The sequence below is a fragment of the Sorangium sp. So ce426 genome (assembly GCF_051475585.1).
Classification (GTDB): domain Bacteria; phylum Myxococcota_A; class Polyangia; order Polyangiales; family Polyangiaceae; genus Sorangium; species Sorangium cellulosum_B.
On sequence record NZ_CP150341.1, the window covers coordinates 5079358 to 5098586 of the forward strand.

The window sequence follows — 19229 nt, forward strand, 5'->3', positions numbered from 1 at the left end:
TTCCAAGCTGATCGGGGTGCTAGGGGCCTGGCGGGGTCGTGCCGGCGTCCGCGGCCCCCGTGCCGCGAGGCTTCGCAACGCCGCTGGCGCCCCCATCGCGGGGCGCGCCGGCGTCCACCGGCGTGGCGCCCGCGTCCACCGGCGTGGCGCCCGCGTCCACCGGCGCGGCGCCCGCGTCGGCCTCGGCGCCCGCGTCCGGCGGCGGCTGGTCGGGCGCCGCGGGGGGCGCGGGCGGCGGGGGCGCTGGCGGGAGCTCGCTCTCCCAGCACTCCGACTTCGGGGGCGCCGCGAAGTGGACCGTGCGCGACGCGGCGTCGCCCTTCCGGGTGACGAGCTTGTCGGTCTTGTACACGGTCGCGTTGCCGCACTCGTACTCCGCGGCGTCCTTCGACTCGCGCGCCACCACGCGCGTCCGCGGCGCGCGCTGGTTCTCGCACTGGGCCCACTCGATCTCGTACTCGGCGTCCTCGTCGGAGAGCAGGATGCGGCTCGGCGGATCGTCCTTGGACCGGCGCCCGGTGAGCGTCGTCCGGGTGATCGGCTCCTTGCCCTCGCGCACCGTCAGCGTGACAGGGAAGCGAAGGCTCCCGCGCATCTGCGCGCGCGTCGCGCCGATCTCGAAATCGGGGCAGATCGGCTCCCCCTCGACCGGGGACGGCGTGGGCGGGCCGCCGCACGCGGCGCTGGCGAGGAAGCTGCCGAGGAAGAAGACGGCGAGGGGTCGGGCTCCAGGGCGGAGGTTCACGACGGGATTAGTCGTTTCCCCGGGTCCCCGCGTCAAGCGATCTTGGTCTTGCCCAGCTTCAGCACCCGATCGAAGTGCTCCTTCGAGACGGGCACCACGCTGAGCCGCGACCGCTTCAAGAGCGAGATCTCGGCCAGCGACTCGTCGCCGCGGATCGTGTCGAGGCTCACCTGCGCCTTGAGCGGCGCGACCGGCTCGATGTCCACCACGCTCCAGTCCTCGTCGGCGTCGGCCGTCGGATCCGGGTACGCCTCGCGCTTGACGCGCGCAACGCCCGCGACCGCCTTGCCCTCGCTCGAGTGATAGAAGAGCACGAGATCCCCCTGCTTCATGGCCCGCATGTTGTTGCGGGCCTCGAAGTTCCGGACGCCGTCCCACATCGTCTGGCCGTCGCGCACGAGCTGCGCGAACGAATATTTCTGTGGCTCGCTCTTCATCAGCCAGTAACGGCGAGACATGCACGATCTCCAGGGCAGGCGCGAGGGCGGCGCCGGCCTCGCCGTCGCGCTCTCATCCTCGACGGACAGCCCGTCGATCTGACCGGCTACCCTAGCACCGCCCGTTCAGTCGGTGATCACGATCTTGGCGCCGTCCGGCGTCCGCCGCGCGATCTCGTCAATCTCGTCGTCGTCGAGGGCGATGCAGCCGAGCGTCCAGTCGCTCTCCTTGTGCACGCCAGCGAGCTGCGCGCTTCCGACGCCGTGGATGCCGATGCTGTGCCCGACGCCGCGGCCCGGCGGGACCTCGCCGCGCCGCTTGAGCTCGGCGAAGCGCGCGCGATCTTCCTCGTTCGGGTAGCTGACCATCAGGAACCGATGGAACAGGCCGTTGATGCGGCCCGCGACGCGGTACGTGCCGACGGGGGTGCGCCTGTCGCCCTCGTAGCGCTTCGGCCCCGGCCCGCCCGGCCCGAGGGCGACCCGGTAGGACCGGACGATCTTGCCGCCCGCGACGAGATCGAGCGTGTGCTCGCTCTTGTCGATCCGGATCTCGGTGACCGGCGGGGCGACGCCCCGGGCGGCGGTCAGGGAGGGGAGCGTGTGGGTGAGGGAAGCGGCGAGCAACGCCGCGGCGACGAGAAGAGGGGGCCTGAGGAGCATGCCCGACCGTCGGCGCCGGGCTGGAGAGTGTGACGCCCGGACGGGGCCTGCAGTATTCTCGATCGGGCGCGTCACACTCCGCGGCCGCGGCGCGATGCACGGTCGATGAGCACGTCGATGACCACCGAGGACCGCACCCCCGCGACGAACCCCCTGGCAGAGCCGGGGCTCCGCCGTGCCCTCGAGGATTTCGTGCGGCGGCGCGTCCCGGGCCGCGAGGTCGACGACGTGGTGCAGACCGTCCTCTGCGACGCGCTCGCGTCGCCGGGGCGCCCGGCCGACCCGACGGAGCTCCGGCGCTGGCTCCTCGGGATCGCGCGCCACAAGGTGGCCGACCACCACCGGCGCTCGGCGCGGGAGGCCGCGACGGAGCTGCCCGACCTGCCGGTCGGACCGCCGCCCGTCGAGGCGCGCGAGCTGGCGCGCTGGGCGGAAGAGCAGGCCTCCGCGAGCCACGACGCCCGGCAGACGCTGTCGTGGATGGCCCGGGAAGGGGAAGGCGAGAAGCTCGAGAGCATCGCCGCCGAGGAGCAGGTGCCCGCCGCCCGGGTGCGGCAGCGCGTGTCGCGGATGCGGCGATGGATGCGGGAGCGATGGATGGCCGAGCTCGCCGCGGTCGCGGCGCTGGCCATCCTCGCGATCGTCGTCGCCCGGCTCCTGCGGTCGACGAGCGAGGCGCCGTTGATCGCGCCCCTGCCCGAGCCGCAGCCGAGCGCGCCGCCCGACGGGCCTTCGCCGCCCATCGCGCCGCCCTCGCCGCTCGACGCGCTGGAGCGCGCGCGGTCGCTGCGGGCCGAGGCGCTGCGCGCCTGCGACGAGGCGGCCTTCCGCCGGTGCCTGGACCAGCTCGACGAGGCGGATCGGCTCGACCCGGCGGGCCGCGACGCGCCGGAGGTCGCCGCGGCGCGCGAGCGCGCGCTCGAGGCGCTCCGCGCGCCGACGGAGAAGACCCAGGCGCCGGGGCCCGTCGACGAGAAGCTCGACAAGAAGGTCAACGAGAAACTCGACACGAAGGACGAGAGCAACTCTCGGCCCGCGCCGAAGCCCCGCCCGAAGGTGGCGCCGCCGCCCGCACAGAAGCCCACCTCGTCGGTGCGCGCGGAGCAGATGCTCAAGGAACAGATGCTCAAGGAGCAGATGCTCAAGTCGAGGAAAGCAGCGCCGAAATCGAAGGTCGACGAGGTGGATTTCCCGTCGGGAAAACTCTAGCTGCTCGCGCCAAGGGGCAAACGACGCGCCGAGATCGAGGCGAACTCGACGGTTCGCCGTCGCCTCCGGAGCGGGGGGCCGACGCGCTGCCGAGGGCGAGCGGCGCGCGCCGCCGTACGAATCCATCTCGCAGTTTCCGGCGTAGTCGTCTAAACACGCTGGCGCTCGGCGCGATCAACGACGCCAAGGAGAGGAGCCCAGGAGATGCGAACGACGAGATGGCTTGGAATGGCATTCGCAGTATCGCTGCTCGCGGCGAGCGCCGGCTGCGCGGTCGAGCCCCAGCAGCAGACCGCGAAGGCGCCGGCACCGCCGCCCGCGCCGCCGCCGCCCGCGCCGCCCGCGCCGCCCCCTGACGCGGACGCGGACGGGGTGCTCGACGATGGCACCGACAAGTGCGTGGCCGAGAAAGAGGACGGCCTGCCGCCCGACGCCAAGGACGGCTGCAAGTCGACCGACCCGGACGGAGACGGCCTCGTGGCCGACGCCGACAAGTGCCCGGCCGAGGCCGAGGTCAAGAACGGCTACCAGGACGACGACGGTTGTCCCGACGTCCCGCCGGTCGTCCTGGAGGGCAACGAGGTGAAGCTCAACCAGAAGATCGCCTTCGTCGCCGGCAAGCCCGAGTTCGAGCCCGCCTCGCAGGGGCTCCTCGCGAACATCGCGCAGATCCTCAAGGACCATCCGCAGATCCAGTTCGTCGAGGTCGCGGCCTACTCCGAGAAGGTCGGCAACGACGCCGCCACCGTGACGCTCACGAAGAAGCGCGCCGACGGGGTGGTGAAGGCGCTCACCGCGCTCGGGGTCGAGAAGAACCGCGTGCGGGCCGCCGGCTACGGGGCGCACTGCGCGACCGATCCGGGTGAGACCGAGGAGGCGAAGGAGAAGAACCGCCGCGTCGAGATCAAGATCATGCGGCTCGACGGCAAGGACACCGGCGTCGAGCTCGCCTGCGCCGCGGTCGCCAAAAAGGGCCTCAAGCCGGCCGGCGTGCCCGCGACAGCGCCGAAGGGCGCCGTGAAGGCCTCCGACGCGAAGCCGGTGGACCCGAAGGCCGCCGCCAAGCCCGCGGACGCGAAGCCTGCCGCCGCGCCTGCCGCACCGGCGCCCGCCGCGGCGCCGCCGGCTGCAGCGCAGCCCGCCGCCGCCGCGCCTGCCCCCGCGGCCGCGCCCGCCGCGCCCGCGGCGGACACGAAGCCGGCCGCGGCGAAGCCCGCGGACACGAAGCCGGCCGAGACGAAGCCCGCCAGCGTGAAGTAGGCGCTCGGCGCCGCGCGAGCGGGCAGGCTAGCGCGCCTGCCCGCGCGCGGCAGCGAGCAGGCGCGTGAGCGCCTCGCGCGCGGCCTGCCGGCGCTGCGGCTCGGGCAGCGCGCCCGGGCGCAGGCGCTGGATCTCGGCGCACAGCGCGGCGCGATCGCCGGCGAGAGGCCCGGCGCACGCCGCGTCGCGCGCGCCGTCTCCGGGGGCGTCGCGCGGCGCAGGCTCGCCAGAGAGCACGGCCGCCGCGGCCTCGATGAGGCGCGCGGTCGCCGCCGCGCCGGCGTCCTCGCCCCGGAAGCGGCCGACGAAGTCGGGCTGCTTCGAGAGCCGCGAGAGGACGTCCCAGCGCTGCTCGCGCACGGCGAGCTCCGTCGCGAAGAGCACGACCTTCAGGTTGCGGCCGAGATCGGGGAGGGCGCGCGTCTCGCCGTCGAGCGCCATCAGGTCGTCGACGACGCTCGCGTCGAGCGCCGCGGCCGCGCAGCGAACCGCGACGCTGAGCAGATCCGCGCGCAGGGCTGGGCCGAGCGAGGGAGCGCGGCCGAGCGCGCGCGCGGCGGCGAGCACGACGGGGCCGCAGTGCCCCTCGCGGCGCTGCCGCGCCAGCATCACGCCGGCGTCGTAGAGCCGGCCGCTCTGGCGCAGCGCCTCCACGGCGGCCGTGAACGCGTCGGGGTCGTACGTCCCCCGCTCCGCCGCCGTGAGGAAGCCGTCGAGGCTGCGCAGGGCAGGGCACGCGGCCGCGCTGCCCGCGCGCGCCCGTCGCTGGAGGTGCGGCAGCTTGCCGAGGACGTCGGCGATGCGCAGCGAGAGCGCGAGCGGGTAGGCGTCGCAGGCGGGCGCCTCGTAGCCGCCGAGCTCGACCCTGGCCTCGGTGCACGCGAGCGGCCTGGCGACGACGGAGAGCGAGCGCGCGGTCCTCGCGACGAGCGGGTCGAGCTCCGGGACCGCGGCGAGGCCGGCCGGGAGCGGATCGAGGAGCGCCGCGACCGCGGCGTCGTCCGCGTCCGGCGGCAGGAGGCCGCGGACGAGCGTCCAGAGGTCGCCGGCGAGGAAGGGGTGACCGGCCTCGGCCGCGAGCTGGGCGTCGATCGCGAGCAGCGCGCGGGCGTCCCGGCCCCAGGCGAGCGGCTGGTCCGGGCGCAGCGCCCGCCGCCCGAGCCGGAGGCCGAACGAGAGCGCGGCGATCGCCCGGCGCGCCGCGGCGGTGCCGCGCTCGGCGTCGCCGTCGAGGAAGTGGTAGGCGGCCGCGAGCGCCGCGGCGCTGACGTAGGCGCGCGCCGCGTCCTCGTCGCTCCGGGGCGAGCCCTCGGGCGCGAGCGCCGCGGTGAGGGAGCCCTCGGGCTCGCCGCGGGTGCGGAGGCCGAGGCCGAGCTGGAAGCCGTTCGCCCCTTCGAGGAGCCCGGCGCCGTACGAGACGTCGAAGCTGAGCGAGAAGACGCGGGTCGCTGTCTTCTCCTCGTAGCGGTAGGTCATGCGCGGCACGCGCAGGCCGCGGGCGTCGGCGGCGGCGAGGACGCGGTCGAGGGCGTCGCGCGCCTCGGCGCGCCGGCCGCCGGCGAAGTCGCGCACGGCGCCGACGAGGGCGAGCACGTCGCCGGCGTCTGCCGCCTGGCAGGCGTCGTCCGACGCCTTGCTCATGGCGGCAGCGTACGCCGACGGATCCGGGGCGACGCCGCGCCGGGCCTTCGCGATCTCGCCGAGGTACGAGAGCGCCCAGGCGACCCGGCTGCCGCTTTCGTTCGCGAGCGCGATGGCGTCCGGCGACGGCGGCCCGCCCAGCACGGCGGCGCCGAGGAGCGAGGTGAGCAGCGCGAGGTCGGCCTGGTCGCGCAGCCCGAGGGCGGAGAACGCGCGGGCGTAGCCGACGAACAGGCCCCGGAGATCGCCGCCGCCGTCGCGCGCGGCGGGGAGCGACGCGAGCGCGTCGAGCAGCGCGCCGCCGGCGGGGCCTCGTCCGGCGCCGCCGCGCCGCGCCGGATCGTCGCGGAACGCCGCGGAGAGCCCGCGGAGCACCCGGCCGAGCGGGGCGCCGCTCCGCGCGGCGAAGCGCTCCGCGGTGGACGACTCGAGGAGCGCGCGGGCGAGCGCGTAGCCGCCGGTGAGCGCGTCGGCGAGGTCCTGGTCGACCCAGCCGGAGAGGCCCGCGGCGACGGCGGCCTCGGCGTCCGCGGCCGGGAGGGTGAAGCGCGGCGGAGCGACCCGCGCCGTCGCGCCGGCGGCGCGCGGGGGCGCCGAGAGGAGATCGATGGCGTCGGAGAGGAGCGTCACGAGGAGCCGCGCCCGGCGCGCCCACGGGCCGTCGCCCTGCCTGTACCGCGGCGCGAGCAGGATCCGCCGGCGGACGTCGCCGAGCCGCGCGAGGGCGCGGCGGGCCTCGGGGCTCGGCCCGCGCCCGGCGGCGCAGGCGGCCCCGGCCGGCGGCGGCTTGCGCGAACGCTCGGTGAGGAGGACGGCGAGGACGCCGTCGGCCAGCGCGGCGACGTCCTCGACGAGCTCGGGCGGGGGCGCCTCCGCGGCGCCGGCCTCGGCATCGCGCGCCGCGAGCCCCGCGACGGCGCGCCGGAGCGCGTCGCGCGCCTGCCGGCGCTCCGGGGGGAGCCTGGCTGCGCCGGCCGCCTGCGGATCCAGCGCGCCGGCGGCGCCGAGCGCGGCGTAGCGGGAGAGGCTCGCGGCGAGCGCCGCGAGGCCGGGGTGGGGCAGCGCCGGGGCGGGCGCGAGCGCGCGCTCGATCTGCGCGGACGAGAACGCGAGATCCGGCGCCTGGCCGGAGGCGAGCCGGTACAGCGCGTCGGCGGCGTAGAGGCCGGCGACGCCCCAGCCGGCCTGCTCGGTGAGCTCGCCGCGGAGCTTGGCGGTGAGCGCGCCCTGCAGGGCGAGGAAGTGCGGGGGCTGCACCTCGGGCGGGTACGCCATGCCCGCGAAGACGCCGGCGAGCGCCGCGCCGAGGACGGCCTCCGGGTCGTGCGCCTCGGCCATGCGGCGCTGCACGGCGATCTGCGTGAGGTCGACGATGGCGTCGCGGAGGGGCTCGTCGGCGAGCACCCCGGGGCTGTAGGCGAGGGGGATCAGCGCGAGCGCGCGGTAGCGGCGCGGCTCGGCCTCCGCGAGGGCGCGCAGCGCGGCGAGGTGCGCGAGGCCGAGCTCGGTGGCGCGGCGGTGGACGGCGCTGCCCGCGCTGCCTGCCTGGCTCGCGGCGGGCGTGGGGCTGCGCTCGTGGAGCAGGGCGGGCGCGTGGGCCCACGCGGTGCTCGTTTGCTCGACGGCGCGGACGAGCGCCTCGTAGCGCGGCAGCCACGCGTCGAGCGGGAGGCGCCGTCCCGGCGTCGCCGCGGCGCTCGCGGGCGCAGCGGAAGGGTCGCCCGGGGCGAGGGCGCCGGCGAGCGCCGCGGCGAACACGAGGTCGCGCGGGCCTTCCATGGGGGGCGCTACGTCGCGGCCGCAGCCGGGGGCCTTGCCGAGCAGGTCGTCGAGCGCGCCGCGCCGGTCTTCCGGGACGGCCCGCAGCACGGCCGCGCCGCGGGCGCGCCACGCGGCGCGGCCGTCCCGGGCCGTGCGCACGCGGAGGAGGTCGCCGTAAGGCGTGTCGCCCGGCGCGGGCGGCGGGTCCAGCCGGGCGGCCGAGGGCGCGAGGGGAGCGTCGTCCTCGGCCTCCTCGAGCGCGACCCCGGCGGTCGCGAGCAGCTGCAGGGCGTAGCGACCGCGCAGGACCGGCTCGTCGTTCGGGTCGCGCCCCTTCACCGCGGCCGCGAGGGCGTCGGCCGCTGCCGCGGCCTCGACGTAGCGGAAGCGGCCGGCGGCGCCGAAGGCGCGGCGGACGAGCGCGGCGAGCGCGATGTCGTCCGCGACCCGCGAGAGCGACGCGTCGCCGCGCGCGATCGGCGCGAGGCCGGCCATGAACGGCGCGAGCGGATCGGCCGGAAAGAGCTGGACGGCGCCGTGGCGGGCGCGCGCGTGGACGAGGTGCTCGTACCCGAGGGCCTCGCCGATCGCGAGGAGCAGCGCGTCGGCGGCCAGGACCCCGGGGGGCGGCAGCGGCGCGGCGCGGATCCACTTCGCCTCCGCCGCGGCCGCAGGCGCTCGCGCCGCGGCGTCCGCGCCTGCCTCGACGATGACCGCGGCCCGCGGCCCGGTCCCGCCGTGCCGGTCGAGGTCGCGGAGCACGAGCGCCCAGGGGTCGTCGGCGTCGCGGGAGGCGCGGGCAGCGACGTAGCCGAGGGCGAGCTCGCGTGGGGGCCGGCCGTCGGCGAGCGCCGCGACGAGGGCGCGCTCGCACACGTCGAGGTGCGCAGGATCGCACTGGGCGGTCTGCGGGGGCGTGGCGCCCGGGGAGGCCGCGCCGCCGCAGCCGGCGGCGAGCAGCGCGAGGAGCAGCGCGGAGCAGAGCGGGAGAGCAGGCGCCGGAAGAGACCCCCGGCCGCTGCGCTGATCGCGTCGACGCGGGCCGATCGCTCGAGCGCTCATCCCGGGGCGCCGACCAGCTCGTTGACGACGCGGGCAGAGCCGGTCGCACCGAGGCGTGCGAGCAGCGCTTCGCGAACCGCCGCATCCTCCCACACGGCATCGAAGAGACCTTCGTAGCCGCGGTCAGAGAACCACCCCGCCATGTGCGACGCAGCGTGGGTCTTGCCGAGCTTCTCTTGGAACGGGGGCTCGGGTCGCGACGCAAGCCAGGCAGAGACCGCCTTGCCGCGCGTCGGGTACGCCTCGGCGATCGCAGCGCAGACGAGCCGCTCGAGCGTCTGCTGCGACGGCAGGAGCGCGGAGGCGGCATCGGGCGCGCCCCATACGACGATCGAGAGACGGGTCGCGATCATGCCTCCCGTCAGCTCGAACTCCTCCGTGTCGGGCACCCGGCTCGCCTTCTGCTTGATCGCCCACGCATCGAAGTCGCTCTGCCGTGCACCTCCTCCCGGGGCCGGATGCGGATCGTCGGCATCGTAGACGAGCACGATGCGCCCGATAGGAGTCGTCGCGCTCTGGATGATCAGCTCCTCGGCCGCCAGGGTGACCTTCGTATCGCCATCCACGGGAAGGATCCTCAGCCACCCTCCGCTCGGTGTCTTGAAGCCATACTGGCCAGCTCCCCGCAAGGGCTTCCCGCCCCGATAGGGCTTGTTGAGCAGTCCTTCACACCCGAGCCATGTGAGCCAACCGCGCAGGAAGGCACGATCGTGGTATCCCTCGCAGATAAGCACGGACTCCGCGGGGAGGCTCATCGCAGGTCCTCGTCGAGCTCTCGCCGCGCCGTGGCGATCATCGGTCCCGGGAAGCGCGAGCTGCGCAGCATGCCTCGATCGAGCACGACGCGCACGACACAGAGACGATCCAGATCTTCCTGGGTCGCCGTGGCGACGAGCGAGTCGATGAGCTCGAGGCTGTGCGTGGAGACGACGACCTGAATGTCCCGGCGCGTCGCTGCGTGCAAGACCTTTGCCGTTCGATGGATCCCCGCCGGGTGCTGATGGATTTCCGGCTCCTCGACGAGCACGAGCCCGCCGGGCAGCGCAGCGAGCTCGAGGGCGAGGCGCACCAACGCGTAGATGCCAGAGCCTGCGCCGGCGACGGGGACGCTGTGCGTGGCGTAGTCGAGATGAAGAATCGGCTGGTCCACGGGCGCGTCCTCGACCGTCAGCACGCGGAGATCGACGACGCCGTCGAGCGCTTCTCGCACGATCTCGATGACAACGTCGAGCCTCCCCTGCTCCGCTGCGTCGGAGAACACGCGGTGGAGCGCTGCGTGGTTCGCGCCGGCCGCGGGCTCCACCAGCCGTACGACGCGCGCGTCGCGGAACTGGCGCACATCGGAGTGGGCATCGGCCCTGCCCAGATCGAAGCGGTACTCGTTGCCGACGGAGATCACGGTGCGCGAGCGAAAGTCGCCGAGCGAAGACGTCACGTCACAGCCGATCTCGATGGGATGCCGCTCCCGTTCGTGCTCGGGCAGCCTTCGCACGAGATCTTCGGAGGGGGTCGATGACCAGCTCAGCTCGCACGTCCGGGGGCCAGCGTCGTCACTCTCGAGCACGATCCGCGCGTCGGGTTGGCGCCGCTCGAAGAGCCAGGGCCCGCCTTGAGGCAGCTCGGCCCGGCGGCGCACCACGCGCCCTATGGCCTCGCCCGGGGCGCCGCCTGCGGCGATGAGGAGCGCGTCAAGTATCGTGCTCTTGCCGGCGCCGCTCGGTCCGACGAGCACGGTGAGCGGCGTGAGCCCGGAGAGCCGTCCCGTACGGATGCCGCGAAGCCGCTCGACATGGACTGCGCTGATCACGCGTGCCCTCTACCCGAGCGATGGTGTGGCCGCAACCACGGCACCGGGCCGCTAGGCGGCTCTCGCGGGCGAACGGCTGTGCGCCACCGCCGATCCATCGCCGACTGCTATGGCGCCCTTGCTCCGCTTCACCGGGGGAGGATCGGCGTTTTGTGCCCGTGCCCGCACGCGCGCTCGCGCCAAGCAGCCATGGTCTTCCTGCCCCCGGAGCGCCGTGCTACGCGCGCGATATGCGACGGGCTTCGGAGCGACGAGGTGCCGGCGGCGCGGGGGGCGGCGGGAGCGCCGGTTGCGGGGCGCGCGGCGCCTCCGCGGCGCTCGGGCTCGCGATCCTCGCGCTCTCGGCGTGCAGCGAGGGCGAAGGCGGGTATGCCGGGACGACCGCGCGCGTCGGCAAGGACACGGAGACGATCTACATCAATAATGGCAGCGAGCCCGAGTACCTGGATCCAGGAAAATCCAACGACTCGGCGAGCTCCACGCTCGTGCAGCAGATGTTCGAGGGGCTGACGACCTACGGCGCCGGCGACCTCCGCCCGGTGCAGGGGGTCGCGACCCACTGGGAGCAGAGCGACGACAACCGGCTCTTCCGGTTCCACCTGCGGCCGGAGGCGCGCTGGTCCGACGGCAAGCCGGTCACGGCGCACGACTTCGAGTACGCGTGGAAGCGGGTGCTGCGCCCCTCCACGGCCTCGCTCGCCGCGACGAACCTCTACGTCCTCAAGAACGGCGAGCTTTTCAGCCTCGGCAAGCTCAAGGCGCTGCGCGAGGCCGCGCCGCTCCGCGCGGCCCCCCGGCCCGACGCGCCATCCGCGCTCGATCTGCCCAAGGGGGCGTTCGTCGTGGTGCTGGCGCGCTCGCCGATCCAGGTGGACACCGCGATCGCGCCCCTCGCTGCGCTGCCGGAGGGCTCCGCCGCCGTGACGTTCGCGAAGGGCGACGCGAAGGGCGGCGCGAGCGATCGGCTCTCGTTCGGCGCGGCAGGAGGCGGCGCGGCAGGAGGCGGCGCGGCAGGAGGCGGCGCGGCAGGAGGCGGCGCGGCAGGGAGCGGCGCGGCAGGGAGCGGCGCGGCGCCGCTCGGCTCGGCGCCCGGCGGCGGCTGGCAGGGCGCCGTCGTCGACATCGTCCGCGTGGGCCCGCCGTGCACATGCAACGGCGCCGCCGACCGGTGGTTCGAGATCGAGCGGGGCGGCGCGCGCGGCTTCCTCCCGGGCTGCGCGCTCGTCCCCCCCGCGGGCAACGCCGGCAACCCGGGCAAGGAGAGCGCGGGCGCCGCGCCCCGGTCGGAGGCGTACGCCGTCGTCACGCCGCACACGAGCCTCCCCACGTACGACGCCGCGGCGCCGCCCTCCGGCGGCGCCGCGCAGGGCGAGCCCCCCGTGGGCTTCGTGCCCGACGCGCTCCTCGTGGAGGACGACGGCGCCGTCGGCGTCCGGGCGAGCGACGACCATACGCTCGACGTGCAGCTGGAGCAGCCCACGCCCTACTTCACCGATCTCACGAGCTACGTGACGCTCTTCCCCGTGCGCAAGGACGTGATCGAGGCGTTCGAGAAGCGCGGCGAGCCCGAGCTCTGGTTCCGCCCCGAGAACATCGTTGTCAACGGCCCTTACACGCTCGATGAGTGGAAGTTCCGTTACGAGATCACGATGAAGCGGAATCCGATGTACTGGAACCGCGACAAGCTGAAGATCCACCGCGTCGTGTGGCTGGAGGTCGAGCTCTACAACGCCACGATGAACATCTACAAGGCGGGGGATCTCGACTACCTGGGCGACAACACCTCGCTCCCCGCCGAGCACATGGACTGGCTGTCGACCAAGCGGGATTTCCAGCGGTACCCGTACCTCTCCATCTACTGGTTCGAGTTCAACACGAAGAAGCCGCCGGTCGACGACGCCCGCGTCCGCTGGGCGCTCAACCTCGCGGTCGACAAGCGGCAGCTCGTCGAGAAGGTCACGCGGGCGGGGCAGATGCCGGCCACGCACTACGTCCCGGACTACACCGGATCGGGCTACGACGAGGCGGTCGCCGAGGACAGGAAGCTCGGGGTCGATCCGTTCTCGTCGCCGGAGGTCTTGTTCAACCCGGAGCGCGCCCGCGCGATGCTCGCCGAGGCAGGGTACGAGGTCGTCCAGGAGGGCGACGGGTACCGGGCGAAGAACTTCCCGGCGCTCGAGCTCCTCTACAACACGAGCGAGGGCCACAAGCAGATCGCGGTCGCGGTCCAGGACATGTGGAAGCGCCACCTCGGCGTCTCGGTCACGCTGCGGAACGAGGAGTGGAAGGTGATGCTCAAGAACGTGCGCGACGGGCACTACCAGGTCGTGCGGTTCGGCTGGATCGGCGAGTACAACCACCCGGCGACGTGGCTCGGCACGCTGCTCTCGTACAGCCCGCAGAACCGGACGGGATGGGCCGACCAGGAGTTCGACGATCTGATGCGCGCCGCCGCGGCGACGGCCGATCCGAAGGAGAGCATCCGGGCGTTCCGCAAGGCGGAGAAGCGGGCCCTCGACCGCATGCCCAAGCTGCCGCTCTACTTCTACACGAAGTCGACGCTGGTGAAGCCGTGGGTCAAGGGGTTCAAGGGCAACTCGCGCGGCGTGCAGCTCGTCAAGTGGCTGTGGAACGACCCGAGCTGGCGCAACAACCCGTCGAACGAGACCGCGTTTCCGGAGCTCGAGTTCCCGGCGCCGGGGCGGCTCGACGCGCCCTGACGCGCCTTGACGGCACCGCTGGGCCGTCCGGCCGCGCCGTGAGGTCCCCGTTGACGCGCCGGCCTGCGGCGTGGCCTCATCGACGAGAGCGCGGCATAGACCCTCTCGGGAGAACGACATGAGCAAGACGATCCTGGTCACCGGAGGCGCGGGCTACATCGGCTCGCACACCTGCGTGGAGCTCCTCCACGCGGGCTACCGGGTGGTGATCCTCGACAACCTCTGCAACAGCCGCAAGGCGGCGGTGGAGCGGGTGGAGCGGATCGCCGGGAAGCAGGTGACGTTCATCCAGGGCGACATCCGCGACGCGGCGCTCCTGGATCGGCTGCTCGCCGAGCACCCGATCGACGCGACCATCCACTTCGCGGGGCTGAAGGCCGTCGGCGAGTCGGTCGAGAAGCCGCTCTCGTACTACGAGAACAACGTCGCGGGGACCGTGTGCCTGCTCAAGGCGCTCGACGCGCGGGGCGCGCGGAAGCTCGTGTTCAGCTCGTCCGCCACCGTGTACGGCGATCCCGAGCGCGTGCCGCTCGACGAGGGGAGCCGGCTCGGGCCGACCAACCCCTACGGGCAGTCCAAGTTCATGGTGGAGCAGATCCTGCGCGACGTGGCGGCCACCGGGGGCTGGTCGCTCGGGTCGCTGCGCTACTTCAACCCCGTGGGCGCCCACGAGAGCGGGCTCATCGGGGAGGATCCGAACGGGATCCCGAACAACCTGACGCCGTTCATCACGCAGGTCCTCGTGGGGCGGCGCGACAAGCTCCGGGTGTTCGGGGGCGACTGGCCGACGCCGGACGGCACCGGCGTGCGCGACTACATCCACGTGGTCGACCTCGCGCTCGGGCACCTCGCCGCGCTGAACCGCATCTTCACCGTCGGCGACAGCTTCACCGTGAACCTCGGCACCGGGCGGGGACACTCGGTGCTGGAGATGGTGGCCGCGTTCGAGAAGGTCAGCGGGAGGCGCGTCGCCCACGAGATCGTGCCGCGCCGCCCCGGGGACGTCGCCTCGGTGTACGCGGATCCCGCGCGCGCGATCGAGCTGCTCGGCTGGCGCGCGGAGCGCGATCTCGAGACCATGTGCCGCGACAGCTGGCGCTGGCAAGAGCAGAACCCGAAGGGGTTCGCCGATTAGGGCCGCGGATCCGAGGCGCGGTAGGGCGCTCCTGCTCGCGGCCCTCTCGTGCCCGCTCGCGGCCTGCGCGGGCGAGACCGAGGGCTACGTCGGGACGACGTCGCGCGTCGGCAAGGACGTCACGACGTTCTACGTCAACAACGGCGACGAGCCGGAGTACCTCGATCCAGGCAAGGCCGTGGACTCCGTGAGCATCACGCTGCTCCACCAGCTGTTCGAGGGGCTGACCAGCTACGCGCCCGGCGATCTCCACGCGGCGCAGGGGGTCGCGGCGCGCTGGGAGCGGAGCGACGACAACCGGTTCTTCCGGTTCCACCTGCGGCCGGAGGCGCGCTGGTCCGACGGCAAGCCGGTCACGGCGCACGACTTCGAGTACGCGTGGAAGCGCGTGCTGCGCCCGTCGACGGCCTCGCTCGCCGCGACGAACCTGCACGTCCTCAAGAACGGCGAGCTCTTCAACCTGGGCAAGCTCAAGGCGCTGCGCGAGGGCGCGACGCTGCGCCGCGCGCCTCGTCCCGACGCGCCGCCCGCGCTCGATCTGCCCAAGGGGGCGTTCGTCGTCGTGCTCGGCCAGTCGCCCGCCCGGGTGACGTCGGCGGTGGCGCCCCTGCCGGCGCCGCCCACCGGGGTGACCTCGGTGACGTACGCCGAGCCCGACGAGGCGACAGGCGCCGGCGAGCGGCTCTCGTTCGACGCGGCCGGCGCGACCCCGCCGCCCGCGCCGCGCGACGCCACCCCGGGCGGCGGGTGGCGGGGCGCCGAGGTCGCGCTCCTCGCGGCCGGGCCGCCGGTCGCCTGCAATGGCGCGGCCGACCGCTGGTTCGAGATCGAGGGGCCAGCCGGCCGCGGCTTCCTCCCGGGCTGCCTGCTCGCGCCCGCGGAGGCCGCCGCGTACGCGCTTGTCGCGCCCCACGCGAGCCTCCCGACGTACGACCCCGCCGCGGCCACGGGCGCTCGCGCCGCGCTGCCTTCCCTGCCTTCCGGCGCCGGAGGGGCGACCGGGTTCGTCGCCACGTCGTCGCTCGCGGAGGACGACACCGCCGTGGGCGTGCGGGCCCGCGACGACCTGACCCTCGACGTCGAGCTCGAGCAGCCGGCGCCGTACTTCACCGATCTCACGAGCTTCGTCACCCTGTTCCCGGTGCGCCGCGACGTCGTCGAGCCGTTCGAGGCGCGCGGCGAGCCGGAGCTCTGGTTTCGCCCCGAGAACATGGTGGTCAACGGGCCGTATCGGCTCGATGAGTGGAAGTTCCGGTACGAGATCACGATGAACCGGAACCCGGCGTACTGGGGCCATGACGCGCTCAGGATCCACCGGATCGTCTGGATGGAGATCGCCCAGTACAACGCCACCCTGCAGCTCTACAAGGCGGGGGACATCGACTACCTGGGAGACAACTGCGAGCTCCCGTACGACCACCGCAGCTGGCTGTCCGGGAAGAAGGATCTCCGGCGCAGCGAGTTCCTCTCCACGGTGTATTACGAGCTCAACACGAGGAAGCCGCCGGTCGACGATCCGCGCGTCCGGTGGGCGCTGAACCTCGCGATCGACAAGCGGGAGCTCGTCGAGAAGATCACGCGGGTCGGGAAGCCGGCGACCCACTACGTGCCCGACATCACCGGATCCGGCTACGCCGAGCAGGCGGCGGAGGACAGGGCGCGCGGCGTGGATCCGTTCTCGAGCCCCGAGGTCGGCCACGACCCGGCGCGCGCCCGCGCGCTGCTCGCCGAGGCCGGGTACGAGGTCGCCCGCGAGGGAGACGAGCTGCGGGCGAAGGGGTTTCCGCCGCTCGAGATCCTCTACAACACGGGGGAGGGGCACGCGCAGGTCGCCGTGGCCATCCAGGACATGTGGAAGCGCCACCTCGGGGTCTCCGCGACGCTGCGGAGCGAGGAGTGGCGGGTGATGCTCAAGGATCTCCGCGACGGCAACTTCCAGGTGATCCGGCTGGGCTGGCTGGCCGACTACAACCATCCGCAGACGTGGCTCGGGACGTTCCTGTCGCAGAGCCCCCAGAACCGGACCGGCTGGGCAGACGCGGAGTTCGACAAGGCGGTCGGCGAGGCCGCCGCGACGGCCGATCCCAGGGACAGCATCCGGCGCTTCCGCGCGGCCGAGCGGCGGGCGCTCGACGGAATGAGCAGGATACCGCTCTACTTCGAGGAGAAGCCCACCCTGGTGAAGCCGTGGGTGAGGGGGTTCATCCCCAACGCGCGGAACACGCAGCTCATCAAATGGCTCTGGATCGACCCGGACTGGCAGAAGCAGAAGGAGGGGCCGGCCGGAGAGCCGCCGCCCGTGCTGGAGCTGCCGCCGCCGGGGCGGCTCGGGGGGCCATGACGGGCGCGCACGGCCTGCTCACCGACGCCTCGATCGGCGCGACGCACGTGCTCCTCTGGGGCGCCCGCGCCGCGGTCGAGATCCGCTGTCCAGGCCCCGGCGCGCTGCGCGTGCGCCACGCCCCCTCGTCCGCGGTGACCAGCTTCACGCACCCCGATCTGCCCCCCAAACGCTCCTTCGCCGTGGTGGCAGACGGCGCGCTGCCGCTCTCGGCGCGCCGCGAGGGGGACACGCTCCACGTGAGCGCCGAGGGCGCCTCTCTCGAGATCTCGCTCGCCGCGGGCACATGGATCTTCAGCGACGCAGAAGGCCGCCCCCTCGCGCGCAGCGAGGCCTTCTCGGGGCAGGTCCGGCCGGCGTTCCCCGTGGACGAGCTCCGCTCCCGGCTCTCGCTCGCGGCGCCGCCGGGCGAGGCCTACCTCGGGTTCGGCGAGAAGGTCGGCCCGCTCGACAAGCGCGGCCTGCGGTTCACCTTCTGGAACACCGACGCTTTCCCGCCGCACGTGGAGTCCGACCCGCTCTACGCCTCGATCCCTTTCTTCATCGCCCTCCGCGGCGGGGTGGCCTGGGGCCTCTTCCTCGACGAGCCGTGGCGCTCGGAGGTCGATATCGCCCTGAACGACCCGAACCGCATCGAATGGGAGTCGCGGGGCCCCGAGCTCGACGTCTACCTCCTGGCCGGCCCGCACCCGGCCGACGTCCTCCGGCGCTACGCCGCGCTCACCGGGCGCCCGGCGATGCCGCCCCTCTGGAGCCTCGGGGCGCACCAGTCGCGCTGGGGCTACGAGACCGAGGACGACGTGCGCGGCGTCGTCCGCGGCTACCGATCGCGCGGCCTCCCGCTCGACGTTGTCCACCTCGATATCGATTACATGGATGCTTATCGGGTCTGGACCTGGGACCGCTCGCGCTTCCCCGACCCGGCGCGGCTCGCGCGCGAGCTCGCGGCCGAGGGCGTCAGGCTGGTGACGATCGTCGATCCGGGGATCAAGGCCGACGAGGGGTATGCCGTCTACGACGAGGCGAGAGCGCGAGACTACCTCGTCCGGCTGCCTCGCGGCGGCCCCCTCGTGGGAGAGGTTTGGCCCGACCCGGCGGTCTTTCCCGATCTCACGCGCGAGGAGGTGCAGCGCTGGTGGGGTGATCTGCAAAAGCCGTTCGTCGACGCGGGCATCGCCGGCATCTGGAACGACATGAACGAGCCGGCGTGCTTCTCCGTCCGCCCCGACAGGGGCCTGCCGGCGCCGAGCGGCGGGCGCACCGCGGGCCTCGGCGCCATCGAGGGCAGCACGCTCCCCGACGACGCGCGCCACGGCGCCCGGCGCCACCTCGAGGTCCACAACGTCTACGGACTCGGCATGTCGCGGGCCGCCCACGAGGGCCTCGCGCGCCACGCGCCGGAGCGACGCCCCTTCGTGCTGACGCGCGCGGCCTTCGCCGGCATCCAGCGCTACGCCGCTGTGTGGACCGGCGACTTTGCCAGCAATTTCACTCATCTGGAGGCGTCCATCCCGATGCTGATCGGCCTCGGCCTCTCGGGCGTGCCGTTCGTGGGCGCGGACATCCCGGGCTTCACGGGGCGCGCGAACGGCGAGCTGCTCGTGCGCTGGATGCAGGCGGGGCTTTTCTATCCGCTGATGCGCAACCACGCGGCGAGGGGCAGGCCGGCGCAGGAGCCCTGGCGCTTCGGCGAGCCGTACCTCGGGCTTGCGCGCGCGGCGCTCGAGCGGCGCTACCGGCTCCTGCCGGCCCTGTACACGCTCATGCACGAGGCGGCGGAGACGGGGATACCCGTCCTGCGGCCGCTGTCCTTCGCGGCGCCGGGCGACCCCGAGGCGCTGCACGCGTTCGATCAGCTCCTGTTCGGCGGCGATCTGCTCGTGGCGCCGGTGGTGCGGCCAGGGCAGTCGAAGCGGCTGGTGTACCTGCCCGCCGGCGCCTGGATGGACTTCGCGAACCTGGAGCGCGCGGGGAGCGTGGAGCAGGGCGGGCGGCACGTGATCGCCGATGCGCCGCTCGAGGTGGTCCCCGTGTGGCTGCGCGCCGGAGGCGCGGTGGCGCTCACCGCGCCTCGGATGCACACGACGAGCGCGAGCTGGGAGGAGATCACGTGGCACGTCCACGCGGCGGAGCGCGTGAGCGGCCGCCTCTATGAGGACGAGGGCGACGGCCACGGCGCGTCGCGCGTCACCCGCGTCGAGGGCGGCCTCGACGGCGCCACGTTCGCGCTCGAGCGCAGCGCGGCGGGCGATCTGCCGCTCGCGCGCGAGGTGGAGACGATCCGCGTCCACGGCGTGCCGGCGCCGCGCTCCGTGGTCGGGGCCAGGTCGCACCGCGCGATCGACGGGGGCGTCGAGATCGAGGTCGTGGCCGACTGGCAGCGGATCGAGCTCCAGGTGTCCTGAGCGCGGCCGCCGCCTGGTCCATCGAACAAGGCATGTTCCCCGA

12 protein-coding genes are annotated in these 19229 nt (G+C 74.0%); 6 read left to right on the forward strand and 6 right to left on the reverse strand.

Features of this window, described 5'->3' with window-relative positions; all coding sequences use genetic code 11:
- Positions 1-19: 19 nt before the first annotated feature.
- The 3 genes from WMF44_RS18825 to WMF44_RS18835 form a co-directional block, all read right to left on the reverse strand.
- Complete coding sequence (locus tag WMF44_RS18825) at positions 20-745, reverse strand: hypothetical protein (RefSeq protein WP_437300501.1); 726 nt, start codon at positions 743-745, stop codon at positions 20-22.
- A gap of 32 nt (positions 746-777) precedes the next feature.
- The gene (locus WMF44_RS18830; protein ID WP_197539384.1) at positions 778-1203 is read right to left on the reverse strand and encodes an EVE domain-containing protein; all 426 of its coding nucleotides are present in this window, start codon (positions 1201-1203) and stop codon (positions 778-780) included.
- Between the two features lie 105 nt (positions 1204-1308).
- Positions 1309-1845, reverse strand: coding sequence for a L,D-transpeptidase family protein (locus WMF44_RS18835; protein ID WP_437300502.1), 537 nt, complete (start codon positions 1843-1845; stop codon positions 1309-1311).
- A gap of 117 nt (positions 1846-1962) precedes the next feature.
- On the opposite strand from WMF44_RS18835, the gene WMF44_RS18840 reads away from it, so the two are divergent.
- Both WMF44_RS18840 and WMF44_RS18845 read left to right on the forward strand, forming a co-directional pair.
- The gene (locus tag WMF44_RS18840) at positions 1963-3054 is read left to right on the forward strand and encodes an RNA polymerase sigma factor (protein ID WP_437300503.1); all 1092 of its coding nucleotides are present in this window, start codon (positions 1963-1965) and stop codon (positions 3052-3054) included.
- A 228-nt stretch (positions 3055-3282) separates the two neighbouring features.
- The gene (locus WMF44_RS18845) at positions 3283-4314 is read left to right on the forward strand and encodes an OmpA family protein (protein ID WP_437300504.1); all 1032 of its coding nucleotides are present in this window, start codon (positions 3283-3285) and stop codon (positions 4312-4314) included.
- 27 nt (positions 4315-4341) lie between these two features.
- Here WMF44_RS18845 and WMF44_RS18850 read toward each other — a convergent pair whose 3' ends face one another.
- The 3 genes from WMF44_RS18850 to WMF44_RS18860 form a co-directional block, all read right to left on the reverse strand.
- Positions 4342-8778 (reverse strand): hypothetical protein, encoded by a 4437-nt coding sequence (locus WMF44_RS18850; protein ID WP_437300505.1) that lies wholly within the window; start codon positions 8776-8778, stop codon positions 4342-4344.
- Positions 8775-9344: a hypothetical protein gene (locus tag WMF44_RS18855; protein WP_437300506.1), complete on the reverse strand. Its 570-nt coding sequence runs from the start codon at positions 9342-9344 to the stop codon at positions 8775-8777. Before WMF44_RS18855 ends, WMF44_RS18850 begins: the two co-directional genes overlap by 4 nt.
- A gap of 185 nt (positions 9345-9529) precedes the next feature.
- Positions 9530-10585 (reverse strand): ATP-binding protein, encoded by a 1056-nt coding sequence (locus tag WMF44_RS18860; RefSeq protein ID WP_437300507.1) that lies wholly within the window; start codon positions 10583-10585, stop codon positions 9530-9532.
- Between the two features lie 230 nt (positions 10586-10815).
- Here WMF44_RS18860 and WMF44_RS18865 point away from each other — a divergent pair, with 230 nt between their 5' ends.
- The 4 genes from WMF44_RS18865 to WMF44_RS18880 all read left to right on the forward strand — a co-directional run bounded on the left by WMF44_RS18865 (position 10816) and on the right by WMF44_RS18880 (position 19186).
- Entirely contained in the window at positions 10816-13305 is a 2490-nt protein-coding gene (locus WMF44_RS18865; protein WP_437300508.1) for an ABC transporter substrate-binding protein, read from the forward strand.
- Positions 13306-13423: 118 nt separating this feature from the next.
- The gene (gene galE / locus WMF44_RS18870; protein ID WP_012236077.1) at positions 13424-14440 is read left to right on the forward strand and encodes a UDP-glucose 4-epimerase GalE; all 1017 of its coding nucleotides are present in this window, start codon (positions 13424-13426) and stop codon (positions 14438-14440) included.
- 178 nt (positions 14441-14618) lie between these two features.
- Positions 14619-16781: a peptide ABC transporter substrate-binding protein gene (locus WMF44_RS18875; RefSeq protein WP_437300509.1), complete on the forward strand. Its 2163-nt coding sequence runs from the start codon at positions 14619-14621 to the stop codon at positions 16779-16781.
- On the forward strand, positions 16778-19186 hold the full coding sequence (locus WMF44_RS18880) for a glycoside hydrolase family 31 protein (protein WP_437300510.1): 2409 nt from the start codon (positions 16778-16780) through the stop codon (positions 19184-19186). The genes WMF44_RS18875 and WMF44_RS18880 overlap by 4 nt, the downstream gene beginning before the upstream one ends.
- Positions 19187-19229 lie beyond the last annotated feature (43 nt).